16 protein-coding genes are annotated in these 18,331 nt (G+C 53.6%); 3 read left to right on the top strand and 13 right to left on the bottom strand.

All coding sequences use genetic code 11. From position 1 onward, the window contains the following. Positions 1 to 27: 27 nt before the first annotated feature. The 3 genes from kdpB to kdpF are packed head-to-tail and all read right to left on the bottom strand — an operon-like array spanning position 28 to position 3,885. On the bottom strand, positions 28 to 2,082 hold the full coding sequence (gene kdpB / locus DTP52_RS00790; protein ID WP_109751422.1) for a potassium-transporting ATPase subunit KdpB: 2,055 nt from the start codon (positions 2,080 to 2,082) through the stop codon (positions 28 to 30). A 10-nt stretch (positions 2,083 to 2,092) separates the two neighbouring features. Next, the gene (gene kdpA, locus DTP52_RS00785) at positions 2,093 to 3,787 is read right to left on the bottom strand and encodes a potassium-transporting ATPase subunit KdpA (RefSeq protein WP_109751421.1); all 1,695 of its coding nucleotides are present in this window, start codon (positions 3,785 to 3,787) and stop codon (positions 2,093 to 2,095) included. A gap of 8 nt (positions 3,788 to 3,795) precedes the next feature. Beyond that, the gene (gene kdpF / locus DTP52_RS00780) at positions 3,796 to 3,885 is read right to left on the bottom strand and encodes a K(+)-transporting ATPase subunit F (RefSeq protein ID WP_033033323.1); all 90 of its coding nucleotides are present in this window, start codon (positions 3,883 to 3,885) and stop codon (positions 3,796 to 3,798) included. A 418-nt stretch (positions 3,886 to 4,303) separates the two neighbouring features. Here kdpF and eat point away from each other — a divergent pair, with 418 nt between their 5' ends. Both eat and DTP52_RS00770 read left to right on the top strand, forming a co-directional pair. Further along, entirely contained in the window at positions 4,304 to 5,668 is a 1,365-nt protein-coding gene (eat, locus tag DTP52_RS00775) for an ethanolamine permease (RefSeq protein WP_109751420.1), read from the top strand. Between the two features lie 120 nt (positions 5,669 to 5,788). After that, positions 5,789 to 5,956 (top strand): DUF2897 family protein, encoded by a 168-nt coding sequence (locus DTP52_RS00770; protein WP_109751419.1) that lies wholly within the window; start codon positions 5,789 to 5,791, stop codon positions 5,954 to 5,956. Positions 5,957 to 6,138: 182 nt separating this feature from the next. On the opposite strand, the gene DTP52_RS00760 is transcribed toward DTP52_RS00770, so the two are convergent. The 3 genes from DTP52_RS00760 to DTP52_RS00750 all read right to left on the bottom strand — a co-directional run bounded on the left by DTP52_RS00760 (position 6,139) and on the right by DTP52_RS00750 (position 8,146). Further along, positions 6,139 to 6,990 carry a DUF1989 domain-containing protein gene (locus DTP52_RS00760; protein WP_109751417.1) on the bottom strand — a complete coding sequence of 284 codons (852 nt, stop codon included), beginning with the start codon at positions 6,988 to 6,990 and terminating at the stop codon, positions 6,139 to 6,141. A gap of 15 nt (positions 6,991 to 7,005) precedes the next feature. After that, positions 7,006 to 7,659 carry a GntR family transcriptional regulator gene (locus tag DTP52_RS00755; protein ID WP_109751416.1) on the bottom strand — a complete coding sequence of 218 codons (654 nt, stop codon included), beginning with the start codon at positions 7,657 to 7,659 and terminating at the stop codon, positions 7,006 to 7,008. Positions 7,660 to 7,810: 151 nt separating this feature from the next. After that, positions 7,811 to 8,146 (bottom strand): helix-hairpin-helix domain-containing protein, encoded by a 336-nt coding sequence (locus DTP52_RS00750; RefSeq protein ID WP_109751415.1) that lies wholly within the window; start codon positions 8,144 to 8,146, stop codon positions 7,811 to 7,813. Positions 8,147 to 8,413: 267 nt separating this feature from the next. On the opposite strand from DTP52_RS00750, the gene DTP52_RS00745 reads away from it, so the two are divergent. Continuing rightward, on the top strand, positions 8,414 to 9,496 hold the full coding sequence (locus DTP52_RS00745) for an acyltransferase (protein WP_158285160.1): 1,083 nt from the start codon (positions 8,414 to 8,416) through the stop codon (positions 9,494 to 9,496). A 52-nt stretch (positions 9,497 to 9,548) separates the two neighbouring features. Here the strand turns inward: DTP52_RS00745 and DTP52_RS00740 are convergent, their stop codons facing one another. The 7 genes from DTP52_RS00740 to DTP52_RS00710 form a co-directional block, all read right to left on the bottom strand. Then, on the bottom strand, positions 9,549 to 11,543 hold the full coding sequence (locus DTP52_RS00740; RefSeq protein ID WP_109751413.1) for a nucleoside-diphosphate sugar epimerase/dehydratase: 1,995 nt from the start codon (positions 11,541 to 11,543) through the stop codon (positions 9,549 to 9,551). A gap of 113 nt (positions 11,544 to 11,656) precedes the next feature. Next, positions 11,657 to 12,673 (bottom strand): glycosyltransferase family 4 protein, encoded by a 1,017-nt coding sequence (locus tag DTP52_RS00735; RefSeq protein ID WP_109751412.1) that lies wholly within the window; start codon positions 12,671 to 12,673, stop codon positions 11,657 to 11,659. Positions 12,674 to 12,677: 4 nt separating this feature from the next. Further along, a complete protein-coding gene (locus DTP52_RS00730) occupies positions 12,678 to 13,634 on the bottom strand; it encodes an NAD-dependent epimerase/dehydratase family protein (protein ID WP_109751411.1) in 957 nt (318 codons plus the stop codon). 14 nt (positions 13,635 to 13,648) lie between these two features. Continuing rightward, positions 13,649 to 14,869, bottom strand: coding sequence for a glycosyltransferase family 4 protein (locus tag DTP52_RS00725; RefSeq protein WP_158285159.1), 1,221 nt, complete (start codon positions 14,867 to 14,869; stop codon positions 13,649 to 13,651). A 46-nt stretch (positions 14,870 to 14,915) separates the two neighbouring features. Next, positions 14,916 to 15,980 carry a non-hydrolyzing UDP-N-acetylglucosamine 2-epimerase gene (gene wecB / locus DTP52_RS00720; protein WP_109751409.1) on the bottom strand — a complete coding sequence of 355 codons (1,065 nt, stop codon included), beginning with the start codon at positions 15,978 to 15,980 and terminating at the stop codon, positions 14,916 to 14,918. A gap of 4 nt (positions 15,981 to 15,984) precedes the next feature. Further along, positions 15,985 to 17,085 (bottom strand): glycosyltransferase family 4 protein, encoded by a 1,101-nt coding sequence (locus DTP52_RS00715; protein ID WP_371925582.1) that lies wholly within the window; start codon positions 17,083 to 17,085, stop codon positions 15,985 to 15,987. Positions 17,086 to 17,116: 31 nt separating this feature from the next. After that, a complete protein-coding gene (locus tag DTP52_RS00710) occupies positions 17,117 to 18,250 on the bottom strand; it encodes an N-acetyl sugar amidotransferase (RefSeq protein WP_109751407.1) in 1,134 nt (377 codons plus the stop codon). Positions 18,251 to 18,331 lie beyond the last annotated feature (81 nt).

Raw genomic sequence — 18,331 nt, 5'->3', positions numbered from 1 at the left:
GAAAACATATCGGTGGCATTAACAGGCTCAAACCAAACCCAACGCCGTCAGCAACATATCGATCGCCTTGATCCCCACGAACGGCACCACGATCCCGCCCAGGCCATAGATCAACAGATTGCGCCGCAACAACGCCGCCGCACTTGCCGCTTGCACTCGCACGCCGCGCAGGGCCAGGGGGATCAGCACGACGATGATCAAGGCATTGAAGACAATGGCCGACACGATCGCGCTCTGCGGGCTGCTCAGGTGCATCACGTTCAACACGCCGAGCTGTGGATAAATCGAGGCGAACAGCGCCGGCAGGATCGCGAAGTACTTGGCGATGTCATTGGCGATGGAAAAGGTGGTCAGCGCCCCACGGGTCACCAGTAGCTCCTTGCCGATCTGCACCACATCCAGCAGTTTGGTCGGGTCGCTGTCGAGATCGACCATGTTGGCCGCTTCCCGCGCGGCCTGGGTGCCGTCGTTCATCGCCATGCCGACATCAGCCTGGGCCAGGGCCGGGGCGTCGTTGGCACCGTCGCCGCACATGGCCACCAGTCGACCGTCATTTTGCTCATGACGGATGCGCGCCAGTTTTTTCTCCGGCGTGGCCTCTGCCAGTACGTCGTCGACACCCGCCTCGGCGGCAATCGCGGCGGCGGTCAACGGGTTGTCACCGGTGACCATCACCGTGCGAATCCCCAGCTTGCGCAGCTCGGCGAAACGCTCGCGGATGCCGGGCTTGACCACATCCTTCAGATGAATAGCACCCAACAGCTTGCCATCGACACACACCAGCAATGGCGTGCCACCACTTTGGGCAATCTTGTCGACTTCCCGGGCCAGCGCTGACGGCAACTCGGTTTTCGCCAGACCGATAAAGCTCAGCAGCGAATCCACGGCGCCCTTGCGGTAGATGCGGCCCTGATAGTCGACCCCGGACAAACGGGTTTCGGCACTGAACGGCACGGCCACCAACGCTTCGACGCCGGGCTCAGGCTGTGGATGCAAACCACGCAGGTATTCGACGATGGACTTGCCCTCGGCCGTGTCGTCAGCCAGCGAGGCGAACAACGCGCCTTCGGCCAGTTCCTTGGCACTCACACCGGGGGCGGCATAGACCGCCGTACAACGACGGTTGCCAAAGGTGATGGTGCCGGTCTTGTCCAGCATCAGCACATGCACATCCCCCGCCGCCTCGACCGCACGGCCGGATTTGGCGATTACGTTCAGGCGCACCAACCGGTCCATCCCGGCGATGCCGATGGCCGACAGCAGCCCGCCGATAGTAGTGGGAATCAAGGTGACCAGCAGCGCCACCAGAAACACCAGCGGCAGGCTGGCGTTGGCGAAATGGGCGAACGGTTGCAGCGTCACCACCACCAACAGGAAGATCAGCGTCAGGCCGATCAGCAGGATATCCAGCGCCACCTCGTTCGGGGTTTTCTGGCGCTTGGCGCCTTCGACCAAGGCGATCATGCGGTCCAGGGTGGACTCGCCGGGATTGCTGGTGATGCGCACCAGCAGCCAGTCGGAGACTAGCCGTGTATTACCGGTGACGGCCGAGCGATCACCGCCAGACTCGCGGATGACCGGCGCCGATTCGCCAGTGATCGCCGCCTCATTGACCGCGGCGATGCCTTCGATCACTTCGCCGTCGCCGGGGATCATGTCGCCGGCCTCGACGCGCACCACATCGCCCTTGCGCAGACGGGTGGCAGGAATTATTTCAAACCCACTGGAGGTCTGGCGACGTGCCTGGAGGCCTTCGCTGCCGGCCTTGAGACTGTCGGCCCGGGCTTTGCCGCGGCCTTCGGCCAACGCTTCGGCGAAGTTGGCAAACAGCACGGTGAACCATAGCCACAGGGCAATTTGCGCAGCGACGAACGTCGGCACGGCGCTGTCGGGGATGAAGCACAACACGGTGGTGAGGATCGCGGTCAGCTCCACCACCAGCATCACCGGCGCGCGGTGCAACTGACGTGGATCGAGCTTGACGAAGGCTTGTACCAACGCTGGCCGCCAGAGGGCCGACAGGTGGGTCTTCGGTTGTTCCGGCGCCTTGACGGCGACGGTTTTGCTCATCGGCATATTCATCATCAGGTCCTCAGAAGCCCATGCTCAGGTGTTCGGCAATCGGCCCCAGTGCCAGGGTCGGCAGGAAGGTCAAGCCGCCCACCAGCAGGATGGTCACGGTCAACAGGGTCACGAACAGCGGGCCGTGGGTTGGAAAGCTGTTCTGGCCAATCGGCGCGGTCTTCTTCAAGGCCAGGCTGCCGGCCAACGCCAGCACCGGCAGGATGTAACCGAACCGACCAATCAACATGCCCAGGCCCAGCACCAGGTTGTGGAAGGGTGTGTTGGCGCCGAAACCACCGAATGCCGAACCGTTATTCGCCCCCGCCGAGGTGTAGGCGTACAACAACTGGCTGAAGCCATGGGCGCCCGGGTTACTCACGGCAGCGGCCGGCCCGGGCAGGCTCGCGGCGACAGCCCCCAACACCAGCACGCTGACGGGCATCACCAGCAGGGTTGCCACCAGCAGTTGCACCTCCCTGGCGCCGAGCTTCTTGCCCAGGTATTCCGGGGTGCGACCGATCATCAAACCGGCCAGGAACACCGCGATCAACACGTTCAACAGCATGCCGTAGAGCCCGGCACCGACGCCGCCGAAAATCACCTCGCCGACCATCATGTTCACCAGCGACACCATGCCACTGAGCGGGTTGAGGCTGTCGTGCATGGCATTGACCGAGCCATTGGACGCTGCCGTGGTGGTCACCGACCAGAGCACCGTGGCGGTGGTGCCGAAGCGCGTTTCCTTGCCTTCCAGCGGTGCGGTTTGCTCGACGGCCGCGTCATTCAGGGCCGGGTTGGGCTGGTATTCGGCCCACAGCGACGTGGCGCCGCCGATCAGGAACAGGGCCAGCATGCAGGCGATGATCGCGCGGCTCTGGCGCTGGTCCTTGACGTAATGGCCGAAGGTGAACACCAGCGCGGCGGGAATCAGGATGATCGAGGCAAGCTCAAACAGATTGCTCCAGGCCGTCGGGTTCTCGAACGGGTGCGCCGAGTTGACGCCGAAGAAACCGCCGCCGTTGGTGCCCAACTGCTTGATCGCGATCTGGCTGGCGGCCGGGCCCAGTGGAATGACCTGGTCGGCGCCCTGCATCGTGACGCTGTGCACGTAGTGCGCAAAGGTCTGCGGCACGCCCTGCCAGACCAGGAACAACGCCAGCAGCAGGCACAGCGGCAGCAGCCCGTAGAGGGTGGCGCGGGTCATGTCGACCCAGAAGTTACCCAGCGTCGCGGCGGACTTACGCCCGATTCCGCGACAAAGCGCCACGAGCACCGCCAGGCCGGTGGCGGCGCTGACAAAGTTCTGCACAGTCAGGCCGACCATCTGGCTCAGGTAGCTCAGGGACGCTTCACCGCTGTAGGACTGCCAGTTGGTGTTGGTCATGAAACTCACGGCCGTGTTGAAGGCCTGGGTCCATTCCATGCCGGGCAGTTGCTCGGTATTGAGGGGCAGATATCCTTGCAGCAGGAGAATCGCAAACAGCAATACAAAACCGGCCAGGTTGAACACGAGCAAGGCCAGGGTGTATTTCTGCCAGCTCTGCTCGGCAGTGGGATCGACTCCCGCCAGGCGATAGCAACCGCGCTCCACCGGGCCGAGGATCGGTGAAAGCCAAGTGCGCTGGCCTTCCATCACCCGATAGTAAAAACGCCCCAGGAACGGTGCCGGAATCAGCACCAGGGCAAAAAAGGCGAGGATCAGCCCGTAGTCATAACCGTGCATAGCCGCTCCTAGTTCCGATCTGCGCGCAACAGCGCAACCAGCAGATAAATGAACAGCGCCACTGCCAGCAGCAGCGACACCCCGTCCAGAACATTCATGGGATTTCTCCGTGGTACAGCGTCGTGCCGTGTGTGGAGTGATTGTCGGCAGGGAGGCTGTAAAGGAACGAGATCGAGAGAGGGGGTGGGGGATAAAGAATCTGTAAAAAATGAACTTATGGCGTTGTTATGGCGGCGATCGGAAGGGCCTCTTCGCGAGCAAGCCCGCTCCCACACTGGACTTGCGGTGAGCAGTCGATTTCATCCACACCACAAATCCAGTGTGGGAGCGGGCTTGCTCGCGAAGGCGGCATCATCAGCGCCAACGCCCTCAACTGGCGCACAACAGGGGCACATCAAGCAAGGAACATCCCCGATACGACACGATTTCACCCATTACGACCGCCCTCGCCACACTGGCACGCCCACTGCACTGCCCTCTTCCAGCGCTTTTGCTATGGATCGAGGGGAGCCACCGATGAACACACAACTCAAACCCACCCTGGGCACCCTGCATTTATGGGGCATTGCCGTCGGCCTGGTGATTTCCGGCGAATATTTCGGCTGGAGCTACGGCTGGGGCGTGGCCGGGACACTGGGGTTCCTGGTGACGTCCTTCATGGTGGCGGCCATGTACACCTGCTTCATCTTCAGCTTCACCGAACTGACCACCGCCATTCCCCATGCTGGGGGACCGTTTGCCTACAGCCGACGGGCCTTTGGTGAAAAAGGCGGGTTGATCGCCGGGCTGGCGACGCTGATCGAATTCGTCTTCGCGCCGCCGGCCATTGCCCTGGCCATCGGCGCCTACCTGAACGTGCAGTTCCCGGCCCTGGACCCGAAACACGCGGCGGTCGGAGCCTATATCGTGTTCATGGGCCTGAACATCCTCGGGGTCAAGCTGGCGGCGACGTTCGAGCTGATTGTCTGCGTACTGGCGGTGGCCGAGCTGCTGGTGTTCATGGGCGTCGTGGCCCCGGCGTTCAGCTTCAGCAGCTTCGCCCTGAACGGCTGGGCCGGTTCCGATACGTTCGGCGCGCCGGCCATCGCCGGAATGTTCGCCGCGATCCCCTTCGCGATCTGGTTCTTCCTGGCCATCGAAGGCGCGGCCATGGCCGCCGAAGAAGCCAAGGACCCGAAACGCACGATTCCCAAGGCCTACATCAGCGGCATCCTGACCCTGGTGGTCCTGGCCATGGGCGTGATGTTCTTCGCTGGCGGCGTTGGCGACTGGCGCACCCTGTCGAACATCAACGATCCGCTGCCCCAAGCCATGAAAACCGTAGTCGGCGAAAGCTCCGGCTGGTTGCACATGCTGGTGTGGATCGGCCTGTTCGGCCTGGTGGCGAGTTTCCACGGCATTATTCTTGGCTACTCGCGGCAATTCTTCGCCCTGGCCCGCGCTGGCTACCTGCCCGCCTCCCTCGCCAAACTGTCCCGTTTCCAGACCCCACACCGAGCCATCATCGCCGGTGGACTGATTGGCATCGCAGCGATCTACAGCGACGGCCTGATCAACCTCGGCGGCATGACCCTGACCGCGGCGATGATCACCATGGCCGTGTTCGGCGCCATCGTCATGTACATCATGAGCATGCTCAGCCTGTTCAAGTTACGTAAAACCGAACCCAACCTGGAACGCACTTTCCGGGCGCCGGGTTATCCGCTTGTACCCGGCGTCGCCCTGGTATTGGCCGTGGTTTGCCTGGTGGCGATGGCCTGGTTCAACGCCTTGATCGGGCTGATCTTCCTCGGCTTCATGGTGGTGGGTTTCGTCTACTTCATCCTCACCGCACAACTGCGTGCAGACGCTCCCGCCGACGCGATGCTGACCGGGCTTTGAGGTGAAGCCGGCCGAACGGGCGTAGTATTGAACCACTGCGAACAACCTTCGCTCATAAGTGGTAGGTGCGATGGATCGGCGAAATGTTCGTCCGTCCATCGCCCCCTCAAGGAGAGCCCTATGCCCTGGTATGCCTGGTTGATTCTGATTGTTGCAATCGGCTCGATCGTTGGTGGTCTGATGATGTTGCGCGACACCGCCACCAAGGTCGAACTGACGGATGAACAGCGCAAGCGTGTTGCCGAGCGCAACGCGGAAATGGATGCGAAGGAGGCCAAGGATCGTTGAGCTATTACCTGTCCCGGCTACATAGTGCTTTTGTGGCGAGGGAGCTTGCTCCCGCTGGGGCGCGAAGCGGCCCTAAACCTGCTGGCGCGGAGTGTCAGGCTAATCGGGTTTTAGCCGTTGGGGCTGCTACGCAGCCCAGCGGGAGCAAGCTCCCTCGCCACAAAAAGCCCGCGCCTTCGGCTTCACTTTTCCCAATCCGCCTTGGCGATATGCAAGCCATGCAACCCCTTGTACGCCGCCCGCTCAGGCTGGCTCCAGCCTTGCAGCAATGATTCCTCCAGCCGATAGATCTCCACTCCCAGCGGACGACAGACGCTGAGTGGATCCTGTGCATCCGGCCCCCACATCGCCAACGACAGGTCACCACCCGGGCAGGTGGACAGGGCACACAACAGATCAATCTCGGCAAAGAATTCCAGGTAATCACCCTTCTGCGCCGGACAGGCCTTCATGAAGTACATGTCGTCATGATTGAGGCCCGTGCACTGGAAAATATTCAGTACGTCATGCACATCGAACTCCGTCAGGCCGTGGGGCAGCACCGCGCGGGTCAGGTTCGAGTGGCAATGATGGTGAAAGTCCTCCCCGGTGAGCATCCGGTTCACATACGGATCACAGCGCGTGCCCAGCAGATCGTGCAATCGTCCGCCATGCTCATCGATGCCGTAGCCGGCCAGACTGTCATCGGTGATGGTCACTAATGGCCGCAGGAATGGCAGGTTCGACCACAACCGATCATGGGTGCTGACATGGGCACCCTGAAGTTGGCGCGTACGCGCCGCCCACAGGCGTTCCCGCGGATCATGAGCGTTCCAGACGTTGAAGTCTCCCACCTGCGGGCCCACCGGTGTGGTGACGCGGAATACATGCCCGGCGGGTACGTGCCAGGCGCGGCCGGTACGGATCGGCACTTCGAACTGCTCAATCAGCGTGCGCTTGTCCTGCTGGGTGCGGATGCGGTCGTAGAAGGGTTTGTCCACCTGCAGGGCTGAGCCTTTGCTGACCTGGTAGGCGGCTGGGTAGTCTTTGTACATGGCGCGGATCCTTGATCAGTGGTGAGGGGTGGGCGTCAGCAACTGCAAAAGCAGTCGCTCGGAATCGTCGAGGTAAAGGCTCATGGCTTCGTGAGCCGCAAGCTTGTCGCCTTCGGCCAGCCAATCATGGATACGTCGATCACGGGCCAGCCACGGTGCCTGGAAACGCGCCTCATCAGGCGCGGAGCTAAATACCAGACGCAGTTGCGCGACCACATTGGTGAAAAACTCATCCAGCAGCGGACTGCGCATCAATCCAACGATGTGCTGATGAAAGGCCAGGCCATGGGTACCGACCGAACGCCAGTCCTCACGCTCGCGAGCCAAATCCGCAGCCTCGAGGGCTTCGAGCATCCGGTCGGATTGATACTCACGCAATGGTTGGCTGCCCAGGATGGCTTGCAGTTCCAGGGTGCGACGGACCTTGAACAGATCTCGCACGTCATCGACACCTAACCTGCGGACCATCACTCCTTTGTTGCGCACGTAACGGGTCAACCCTTCCTGGCCCAGACGGTGTAACGCTTCGCGGATCGTGTTGCGTGAGGCGTTATAGGCCGAGACCAGGTTGTTCTCCACCAATGCCATGCCTGGCAGCAGGCGACCGCTGATGATGTCGGCGCGCAGCTCCAAGGTAATGTGGTCAGCGAGGGAGAGTGTGTTGATCATGAAAGGGAACCTCAGATTGTTGAACAATCGATTGGCTGTAGATAATCATTATTTGTGCCAAAGGGAGACGCTCGCAGAATTCGTCCAGGATTTGCATCCACCAGAAAGCAAAAAGGCCAGTCAATTCGACCGGCCTCCTTCAATCACAAACTCAATTCACTTCCAGCTTGTCACGGTTCCTGTCGAGAATCGCCTTGCCGATTCCCTTGACCTCCAATAATTCTTCTACCGAGGAGAACGGCCCATTACTCTCCCGATACGCAACAATCGCTTCGGCCTTGCCCTTGCCTATCCCTGACAGCTCGCGCTGCAGAGTTGCAGCATCCGCCCCGTTCAAATCCACCTTGGTACTCTGCGTTTTGGCTGGCTGCTCCAACACCTGCGGCGTAGCGACCGACTCGGATTTGGCCGCCGGGGCAGCGATAGCAGCAATCGAGGCGCTGGTCAGAAGGGCAAAAATCAGAGAGTAGAAATAGCCTGTACGCATAAATGACGCTCCATGACATCGTTAAGAGAGAAGCAGCTTTTCCGAAGCTGCCTCTCAAAATTAGGCGATGAAGAGAGCTTGTCAAAAATCAGAATGTTACAGAAAGCGTAAGAAAGAGCGTGATCCACCGAAATGAATGCGTGGTTGGCAGGCACCCTTAGGACTCTGAATATCGGGCTACAGGAAGCAGGTAGGAAGCGGCCTTGGCGGTTGCACGCATCGTGACCATACGGCAAACTTGCCGCGCTTTTATTTTTGGGGAAAATGATGAGTTTAAAGATAAAAGGACTTGACGGTCTGCGTGGCATTTCTGTGCTACTTGTTATTATGTCCCACGCGGTCATTTGGCCTGTAATAGGGGTCACCAATCCCGCCTTGCTGTCAGTTTTGAGCCCTCATGTCGGTGTCAGCACCTTTTTTATTCTATCTGGCTTCCTCATAACTTTTTTGCTCATTAAAGAGAAAGAGGCTACTGGAAAGATCGACATCTTTTCCTTCATAAAACGACGTGCTCTACGTATCTTCCCACTTTATTATCTGGCTATTTTCTTCCTGATAATCATGGATGTAACAGGAAAAGCCGGGATAACTAATTGCATCTACCCCTATGCATTGACATACACCATAAACTTCGCCCCCAAGGCGTGCGCGTTTTCTGCAATGTCACACTTCTGGTCTTTGTCCGTTGAAGAACACTTTTATTTGTTCTGGCCAATCATCTTTGCTTTTGGCAAACGAATCGCCATCACAACGATTTCGCTGCTGGTCCTCGGCTGCCTTTATTTCGGAACCAGTCTTTATGAACCTACAACGCTCTATTATTTGAGCCGGTGGACCTTTCCGGCAATGTTGCCGATTCTGGTCGGCTGCCTGGTTGCCTTTGTTTGCAACATTGAAAAGGTCAAGAGCATCTTCACAAATACTGCTACCTCGGGAATATTACTCATCTCGATATTGGCTGGACTCACTGCACCGGCCTTCATAAAAACGGAAGCTGCCTGGCTTGTCGCGGTAGGTGCCTTAGTCCTATATATTTATCACAATCAGAATTCGCTGCTGGTCAAGTTACTTGAACTAAAACCTTTAGTAGCCATTGGAATCATCAGTTACGGCTTGTACGTATGGCAAGGCATCTTTACAGGTAACGGCCCTTATCGAACAGAACATGTTTTTCCGCCCAGCATAGACGTCGGCTTATGGCTGACTTTTGTAGTAGCCCCATTAAGCTACCTATTCTTTGAAAAGCCGCTATTGAAGCTAAAGAAAAAATATTCTTGGCAAGAGAGGAAATCACAAGACAATCCAGCCTTCAGCATGGAAAAACTAACCGTCGCAAGAAAGCTGGATTAACAGTTTACCTAACGATGTCCAAGGCCTGATATCGGGCCTTGGACACACTTCGTCACGGCTCAAGACGCCGCTGTTGATAGATCCAGTCGACAATTTCACCATCAGGGGCGTACCCACTGACAGTGTCCCGCAGCAACTGACGGACTCTCGCGTAGTCATCATGCTCGATGGCGGCCAGCAATTCAGCCAATCTTGCTTTAAGCACATCCCATGGCAGATGATCTTCGTTGGCACTCATGATCATCGGATGGGGAGTTGCGACAACGTTGTCGCCAATCAGCAACTCCTCGTAAAGCTTCTCGCCAGGACGCAACCCTGTGAACTCGATTGAAATATCGCCTTGAGGGTTCTTCTCCGAACGCACACTCAAGCCCGACAAGTGAATCATTTTTTCCGCCAGTTCGACAATCTTCACTGGCTCGCCCATATCCAGCACAAATACATCCCCGCCCAGCCCCATGGAGCCTGCCTGAATGACCAGTTGAGCGGCCTCGGGGATCGTCATGAAATAACGTGTGATCTTCGGATGGGTGACAGTTAATGGTCCACCTGATTTGATCTGTTTATGAAACAGTGGAATAACTGACCCAGATGACCCCAGTACGTTACCGAAACGGACCATCGTAAAACGGGTTTTATTGACGCGTGATACATTGGCATTGTCGCCAAACAGCACTGGCGCCAACTCACGGCTAAGGGCTTGCAAAGTCAGTTCGGCAAGGCGCTTGGTACTGCCCATCACATTGGTTGGACGTACGGCCTTATCCGTCGAAATCAATACAAAATTCGATACACCTGCCTGAAGCGCGGCTTGCGCAGTGTTCAGCGTACCGATCACATTATTCAAAACGCCTTCGGCAATATTATGCTCCACCATCGGCACATGTTTATAAGCGGCTGCGTGATAGACCGTGTCGACGTTCCATGTCTTCATCACGTCCAGCAACTTGTCCTGATCCCGCACCGACCCTAGGATAGGTAATAATCGAACCGACAGCGACTCACGAGCAATTCGAGGCTCCAGTTCGGACAAAATGCTATAGAGATTGAATTCACTATGTTCGAATAACAGCAGCGTAGTTGGCTTGAGCGCAAGGATTTGCCGACAAAGTTCGGAGCCGATCGATCCCCCTGCTCCTGTCACTAAAACCGATTGTCCCGCGACGCAATGCTCAAGCAAATCAGCCTGCGCAGGTACCGGATCACGCCCAAGAAGATCCGCGATATCGACTTCCTGAATGTCGTCGACTTTCACCCGCCCGCTGGCCAGGTCCATGAAGCCGGGCACGCTACGCACATGCAGCGGAAACCCTTCAAGCAACGTCAATATCTCCCGGCGGCGACCGCGAGACGAAGACGGAACGGCAAGCAAAATCTCTTGCGCCCCAGTGGCATCAATCATTTTTTGAATGTGTTTAGGTTGATAGACCTGCAACCCCGCAATGACTCTATCAGCGATGCTGCTGTCATCGTCGATGAACGCGACCGGCCGCATCACTCGCCCCATACGCAACGCAGCAACGAGTTGGTTACCCGCGGCCCCGGCACCGTAAATAGCGACCTTGGGGAGGCCATCGTCACGACTGGTAAACGGCACATGCTGGGCTGCGGTAAACCAATCCCCCAGAAAATACTGCCGCATCACCAAGCGCAATCCGCCAATCATGATCAGGCTCAGCCACCAGTAATTAAAAATGATAGAGCGTGGCACTACCGTCTTGTGATTACTGTACCAATACACCACAAGAGCCAGCAGCAAGGCCGAAAGGCTGACAGCCTTGCAAATCGTGATCAGCGCATCGTTACCGAAATAACGCATAACGGCGCGATACATGCCAAAGCGGATGAAAATCGGGATGGCAATCAGCGGAGCTGAGGCAAAAAGCCAAAGATGAGTTTCGATCGGGCTGGCCAAAGCCTCGACGCCCAGCCGTACGACGAACGCCAGCCATAAGGCGACCCAGACCAGAACGACATCAGTGGCCACCTGAATAGCGCGCTTGTGACGTCTCGGCAGCCCCAGCAGGACTGTTCTTAATTTGTCCATAAACCCTTCATGCACCTCGGCCAGCTCCTAAATCCAATCCATTTTAGATACACGCAGTTACATCTCGTCCGTTGGACAATTGATAAACAAAAAACGCGAACCCTACAGCGAAATCAGGCCTTCTCAAGCTCGCCGGCATGAAATCTGACTGCCAGCACGAGCAGTGGTACGTATGCCAATATTAAAGCCAATGCTCCATCCATGTTCCACAACACGACACAAGCTGCCAAAGGCAGTAGCCAGAACAGATTGATGGCCATCACCACCAACGTAACCGGCAGGTGACGACCATAGTGACGGGAAGCGAACTGATAGGCATGACTGCGATGAGCCTCGTAGACCTTATCGCCGCGTAGCAGGCGCCGTAACAGTGTCAGGGTTGCATCGACAATGAAGACCCCCAGCAAAATCAGCCAGACCCAAAGCAGCTTGGGTGAACTCCAAGCCGCCTGCAGCGATAGCACCCCGAGGATAATGCCAAGAAACCCACTGCCCGCGTCGCCCATGAAGATACGGGCGGGAGGAAAATTCCAATACAGGAACCCCGCCACAGCCATCGCTAATACCAATGGGGCCAAGATCAGACTTTCAAAACCACCCAACCAATAGAGCAGGCAGGCTCCAAGACAAGCGCAAATCGCCTCGACACTGGCGATCCCGTCAATGCCGTCCATGAAGTTATAAAGATTGAGCATCCAAACCAGATAAATCGCCGCGAGCACATGCCCTAACCAGCCCAAATCCAATACAAAACCAAACAACTCCAATGCAGGCAAGCCACCCAGCCAAAACAGAGCCCAAACAGCACCGAGGAAATGTCCCAGCAATCTCCAGCGTGCCGCGATGTGGCCATGGTCGTCGAGAAAACCCAAAAGCGCTATGCCTGCCCCCGCCCCCAGCAAAGCCCAGGTAAATGTCCAACTGAGCCCCCCAAGAAAAGCCAGGACCGGCAACACCGATAAAAACCCCAATACGATCGCAACCCCACCACCGCGAGGCGTCGGAACCGAATGCGAACTTCGTGCGTTTGGAACATCCATCAGGCTTCGTGCCAAGGCGTAACGTCGCAAACCACCGGTTAAGACCAATGAAACAAAAAAAACAACAAACACTACAAAAAAAATTGCCATGAATTCAAACTCGACCTTTTTTTGATGAAAGGGTCATATAATCCGCACCGGCCTTGAATAACGCTTCAGTTGTTCTTAGCGGGGGGGTCCAGTCAAGCAGTTGATGCGCCTTACGGGAATCAATAACCAAAGAGCCAAACAATTGGGAAAACATATTCTCCCGCCCTAACAACTTCGCTACCGCACGGACGACGCCAACGGGTACATAAATCAAGCGAGGTTTACGTCCCATACCATTGGCGACAGAACGCACAATATCTGCAGTAGAAACATCCGTTCCATCGGAAATCAAAAATAGCTCCCCGGCCGCAGCGGGATGTTTAATACAATGCACGATAAAATCAATAAGATTATCCAACGCGATCATGCTGCGTTGATTATGCGCTGCCAAGAAAGGAAGTGGCATACCGAGTTGAACAATCTTTAGCAAGCGGTGAAAGTTCCCAGGAGCACTCCCGCCATAAACCAAGGGTGGACGGATAATAACCAGCTCCATAGAGGAGTTCTTAACCAACTCCTTTAACGCCTCTTCAGCTTCAAACTTCGAAAGCGCATACGGCGTACTAGGATTGTTACCACTCAATTCCGAAATTTTTGAATTTTTTGTCTCTGTGGCACTAACACCAATTGAACTGACAAAAATAAACCTCTTAACACCCCGACGCATTGCCTCTCTGGCCAAGCGAAGAGTCGCGTTCACATTTGCACGCCTGAAAGCCGAAAGAGGGTTCTTTTCCTTGTCATTCAGGATATGTGCCCTTCCCGCCAGATGTATGATTGTCTCAACACCAAGACATACCTCGTCCAAGGGGTCGTTTTCAAGATCCAGGCAAACATAGTCAAAATCTTGTGGCGAAGTAAGAGAGCTACGACCTATGCCCTTTACATCGTAACCTCGCGCCTTCAAAACCTTACAAAGCAAACCGCCTATATAACCTGATGCCCCGGTAACCAACTGCATGCAATGCACCTTAATTAATTTTCCAGAATCCGCCGAGCCAGAGACGTATACTCAAAATTAGCCTCCAGAAAAACGCGACCTTTCGCGCCCATCTCACGCAAAACAGTCTCATCAAGCAACAACATCTCCTGGAACGCATGTGCAAGCTGCTCAGGTTGACCGGGAAGCACAGACATACCACAACCAGCCTGTTTTATTGGATCATTAAAGGCATTATAAGAAGCAATGACCGGGATCCCGGCAGCCATGTAATCATAAAGCTTGTTCAAACTCACGCCAAACCTGTAAATAGGCAGGTCATGCATAACAAAAAAACCGACATCGACAATGCGAAGAGCCTGCTGGATCTCTGCTTTATCGACCTGTGGATAAAAAACAACGAATTCGTAACCAAGTTTCCGACAGCGAGCATTAAGCTCGGCACTTTGCTCGCCCTTGCCAACGATAATAAATTTTACTGACAAGCCTTCTGGAATCTTAAAAAAAAGCAACGCATCCAAAAACAGGTGCATCGCATTGGGCTCCCCCAAGGCTCCGGCATAAAAAAACAAAAAATCGCCCTGTGATTTATATCTCGTCAAGTCATCTAATAAATTACCCCCTTGAGATTTACTGCTAGCATTTACATCATCAAGCGAAAATCCATTAGGAACGTATCTGAACTTCCCTGGTTTCATTCCTCGTGACACCATGTGCTGCTTGGCACCCGGTAAAAGGGAAATCACAGCATCAGCTGAAAAGTATGCGAACCTCTCAATAAGCGACAACACCACAACAATGGGATGAAATTTATTAAATCCGGCAATTTCCACCAAACTCAATGGCCAGATATCCCTAACCTCAAATAGAATCTTCGATCTGAATAACTTTGCACATAGAAAGGCAGCAGGATACCCAAAGGGATGCGCAGAAGAATACAAAACAAGATCCGGCCGCTTCTTCAGTCCCAAACGCAAAAGAAAAAAGAAGAGAAAAAAGCCGAAACACAACATGGACAAAAATCGGCCCAAGCCGTTCCCTTTGTATTTAAGGGCCGGAACAAAGTTATATGAAACGCCTTCCAGCACCTGGCATCCAGACTTCCCTGAGTCGTCGTCCATCAAATGATGATAGCCAGGCGTGATTATCTCCACATCATGTCCCTGAGCTTGCCATGCGTTCGCCAGATAAAAGGAACGCCAATAGCGCCCAACCCCAGGGCCACCAGCATAAGGGTTGATATACCAAATATTCATTGTGCTTCCCAACACGACCATAAGCGCTTACCAAACTCATGAGCACTCATGAGTGAGAAAGACAGTCAGCTATAAATGACGCAGCCTGCCCGCCACCGTATAAGTTCTCGTTGTCATGCACGATGCGGTTGATGCCATCACGTACTGCAGCAATAATTAAACCAGAATCAGCACCGCACAAAACATTCGCCCCCGACTCAACGAGTTCGACCCATTCGGTTTGGTCGCGCATGGTTACGCAAGGTCTTGAAAAGAAGAAAGCCTCTTTCTGGACACCACCACTATCAGTTAATACCAAACCACAGCGTTGAAGGAGCCAGATCATCTCCAAGTACCCGACTGGATCAATCAGATTGACCTCCAATGCGAGACCTGTTTTTTGAATCATGTTCCGGGTACGAGGATGCAAAGGTAATACAACCGGCGCCACTGTATTATGAATGGTATTCAGCGCATCAACGATAGACTTCAACCTAACAGGGTCATCGGTGTTTTCCGCTCTATGTAATGTGGCCAGGACAAAACCTTCAGAAATATCGAAACCCTCCGGCTGAGACGCACGACGAGCAAAGAACATAGCGCTGTCCTGCATGACATCGCCTGAATTCCATATTTTTACAGGCTTGTCCGAAAAACCTTCCTTAGCCAGATTATTAATCGCCGTTTGCGTAGGACAAAAAAGAAGATCACTCATCTGATCAGTCAAAATACGATTGATCTCCTCGGGCATACGCATATTAAAACTCCGCAGGCCGGCTTCAATATGAGCCACTGGAATATGAAGCTTAGCCGCTGCTAAAGCACCCGCCAGGGTCGAGTTCGTATCCCCGTAAACCAGCACCCGATCCGGTTTCTCCTGAATCATGACCCGCTCAATTTCCATCAGCATTCGGCCAGTCATTTCACCATGTGTACCGCCATGGATATCTAATTGAAAATCCGGCCTGGGAATACCCAGCTGGTCAAAAAAAATCTCCGACATATTGGCATCAAAATGCTGACCAGTATGGATGATTTTTTCGGACAATCCACCTTGCTCAATAATAGCCTTGGACACAACGCTGGCCTTGATAAACTGAGGTCGAGCACCAATAATCGTGAGAAGTTTCATATTTTTATCCTTTGGCCAAATCAGCGTAAAACTTCAGTAATCGACGCCCTTCAACGTCCCAGTTATAGCGCTCAGTGACGGCCTTCTGACCGTTACGCCCCATCTGTTCGGCACGTTCGGGGTTCTCTATTATAAAATCAATCGCGTCGGCAATAGACTGCGGGTTCAGCGGGTCTACACAAATCCCACAGTCATTTCCCTCAATAATTTCACGCCACAGAGGAAAATTAGAAGCGATAACCGGGATTCCCGAAGACATATACTCGAACATCTTATTAGGCTGGGCATCGACATGATTGGGCAGCGGATAAAACGTTACCAAGCCTGCAGCCGACCGCCCCAAAATATCACGTACTTCGGAACGACCCAATTGACCACATTGGTTAACGGAGGACCATCCATTTTTTTTCTTAACATCAGCCTCAACACCAGGCTCAGAAAAATTACCCACTAGGTTCAACCGCGAGGCTGTGTGAACAAGCCCCATCCCCTCAACAACTTCTCGAATACCTCTGATCGAAGTGATCCCGCCCACGTAGCAAACTTCTCGTTGTTTCTCGCCCCACGTGACATCAGCAGCAAGTTCGCCCACCAAGGGAAAGTTATTAATATCCACAACATTCGCATTGATAGACAAGAATTTATCTCGTATATATGGCGTCGCGGTCAAAATTCCGTCCATCTTACGACAGGCGAAACGCTCATAAACAGAAAATAAAAAAGAAATAACTCTGCGTGCTATCGGGCGCAAGTAAGGTTTACTTAGTATTTGCTTAGGAACATCTTCATGGGAATCAAAAATTACAATTTTCCCAAGTTTCTTTAATTTCAGCCCGACTGGAATCAACTCAGGATCGTGCAAATGATAAACATCTGCCTGGAGAGAGGCAGCTTTTTTGTAAACCATCTTGGTAGTCTTGAACATTCGATTCAAGCGTCCACGCAAGAATCCCACGTCGACAATATTGACTCCACCAGCCCTTTCATCACCCTTACCATCAGCAACTACTAACGAAACGTCATAACCATACGCAGCCAATGTTTTGCATTCTTTCTGAAAAATGCGGATATCGAAACGAGAATGAGCTGAAGTTACATGTGCCACTTTCAAAAAAGGCGTCTCCATTATTATATTTTTAAGAATAAACGCTGAGACGCCGTCCCAGAATCTTCTGCAGGAAGACTTGAGACTTTTTAGCAATCCCCTGCAACTTATCCCAACTCTTAAAATCAGAGTAGTCATGGATTGGGGCTTGCATTAACTCATCGAATTGCTGGCGATTAACTCGCATTTTCTTACAGAAATAGTCAATATCATTTTCTAGTTCATCTGCAGCATATAAAGGCTCTGCAAGCTTAACAATCGCTTCCTCACGTGACATCTGACCAGAAAGAATCATGCTGGAATAGTGCAGCTTACGCTTGTCATAACCAAATTTGGTAGGGAGATAATAGTTCTGAAACAGCTTAGTGAAAATAGATTCACCATGCTTGCGTGCATATGATCTATACCCCACTGTTTCCTGAAGGTACTTTTCCGCTTCACGCTTATCATACTCCATGAAATTCAGCGGTCTTACAGTGCGCATTCCTTTAGCAAAAGGATACCAAAAATAGTATTCAAAAAAGCTAATAGTCTTATAATCACGCAAAGGCTTGGAACCGTACGTCCTATGAATATCTTTTAAGTTAATAGCATCCATCGCACTCCCGTGCCAGGAGTCCGGAAATACTGCCTCGGTTGCAAGATTCCCACCGCTCAGAATGTATTTGATATCATTCTTTACCGCGAAGTGATACATACTCGAAAAAAATGCATGATCTTGAGGAACGTCTTGATTAGCTACTGCAGCTTTCATGTAAGAAAGCTGCAAGTCACGCATTTCCTCCCAGTTCATGACGTGGGTATGAAGATCGTATCCACAATATTTAATAATTTTCTCGATATTGCTAACTGCAAGCTCGCTGTTCCAACCTGCATCGACGTGCACTACTAATGGGCGCAACCCGAAATCCTTGATCTTTACAGCCAGGTAAGAACTGTCAACTCCGCCACTCAACCCGATAATGCAATCGTATTCCTTACCAGCTCCTTCCTTTTTTATCTTGTCCACAATGTTTTGCAGCCGGGTCTTTCCATCGACCCCGCCAAATAATTGAAGAGACTGCACCTCATCAAATTTATGACAATGATTGCAAACGCCATGCTCGTCAAACTTGATATTCGCGTCAGTCTCATCCATCACACAGCGTGAACATACTTTATACACAGTCTTCCCTCTTGAATTCATCACAATTACTTTTCGCCTTCAAATCAATCATGACGGTACAAATATGATCTACATACTCGC

Origin of the sequence: Pseudomonas sp. 43mfcvi1.1 (assembly GCF_900115935.1) — a bacterium.
In the GTDB taxonomy this organism is placed as follows: Bacteria; Pseudomonadota; Gammaproteobacteria; order Pseudomonadales; family Pseudomonadaceae; genus Aquipseudomonas; species Aquipseudomonas bijieensis.
Note: the sequence above shows the minus strand (reverse complement) of the source record. Positions and strands in the feature narration are given on the sequence as shown.

Excerpts from the sequence above, each read along its gene's own strand:
- kdpB (WP_109751422.1), bottom strand. The coding sequence starts at position 2,082 with ATGAATATGCCGATGAGCAAAACCGTCGCCGTCAAGGCGCCGGAACAA.
- kdpA (WP_109751421.1), bottom strand. The coding sequence starts at position 3,787 with ATGCACGGTTATGACTACGGGCTGATCCTCGCCTTTTTTGCCCTGGTG.
- kdpF (WP_033033323.1), bottom strand. The coding sequence starts at position 3,885 with ATGAATGTTCTGGACGGGGTGTCGCTGCTGCTGGCAGTGGCGCTGTTC.
- eat (WP_109751420.1), top strand. The coding sequence starts at position 4,304 with ATGAACACACAACTCAAACCCACCCTGGGCACCCTGCATTTATGGGGC.
- DTP52_RS00770 (WP_109751419.1), top strand. The coding sequence starts at position 5,789 with ATGCCCTGGTATGCCTGGTTGATTCTGATTGTTGCAATCGGCTCGATC.
- DTP52_RS00760 (WP_109751417.1), bottom strand. The coding sequence starts at position 6,990 with ATGTACAAAGACTACCCAGCCGCCTACCAGGTCAGCAAAGGCTCAGCC.
- DTP52_RS00755 (WP_109751416.1), bottom strand. The coding sequence starts at position 7,659 with ATGATCAACACACTCTCCCTCGCTGACCACATTACCTTGGAGCTGCGC.
- DTP52_RS00750 (WP_109751415.1), bottom strand. The coding sequence starts at position 8,146 with ATGCGTACAGGCTATTTCTACTCTCTGATTTTTGCCCTTCTGACCAGC.
- DTP52_RS00745 (WP_158285160.1), top strand. The coding sequence starts at position 8,414 with ATGAGTTTAAAGATAAAAGGACTTGACGGTCTGCGTGGCATTTCTGTG.
- DTP52_RS00740 (WP_109751413.1), bottom strand. The coding sequence starts at position 11,543 with ATGGACAAATTAAGAACAGTCCTGCTGGGGCTGCCGAGACGTCACAAG.
- DTP52_RS00735 (WP_109751412.1), bottom strand. The coding sequence starts at position 12,673 with ATGGCAATTTTTTTTGTAGTGTTTGTTGTTTTTTTTGTTTCATTGGTC.
- DTP52_RS00730 (WP_109751411.1), bottom strand. The coding sequence starts at position 13,634 with ATGCAGTTGGTTACCGGGGCATCAGGTTATATAGGCGGTTTGCTTTGT.
- DTP52_RS00725 (WP_158285159.1), bottom strand. The coding sequence starts at position 14,869 with ATGAATATTTGGTATATCAACCCTTATGCTGGTGGCCCTGGGGTTGGG.
- wecB (WP_109751409.1), bottom strand. The coding sequence starts at position 15,980 with ATGAAACTTCTCACGATTATTGGTGCTCGACCTCAGTTTATCAAGGCC.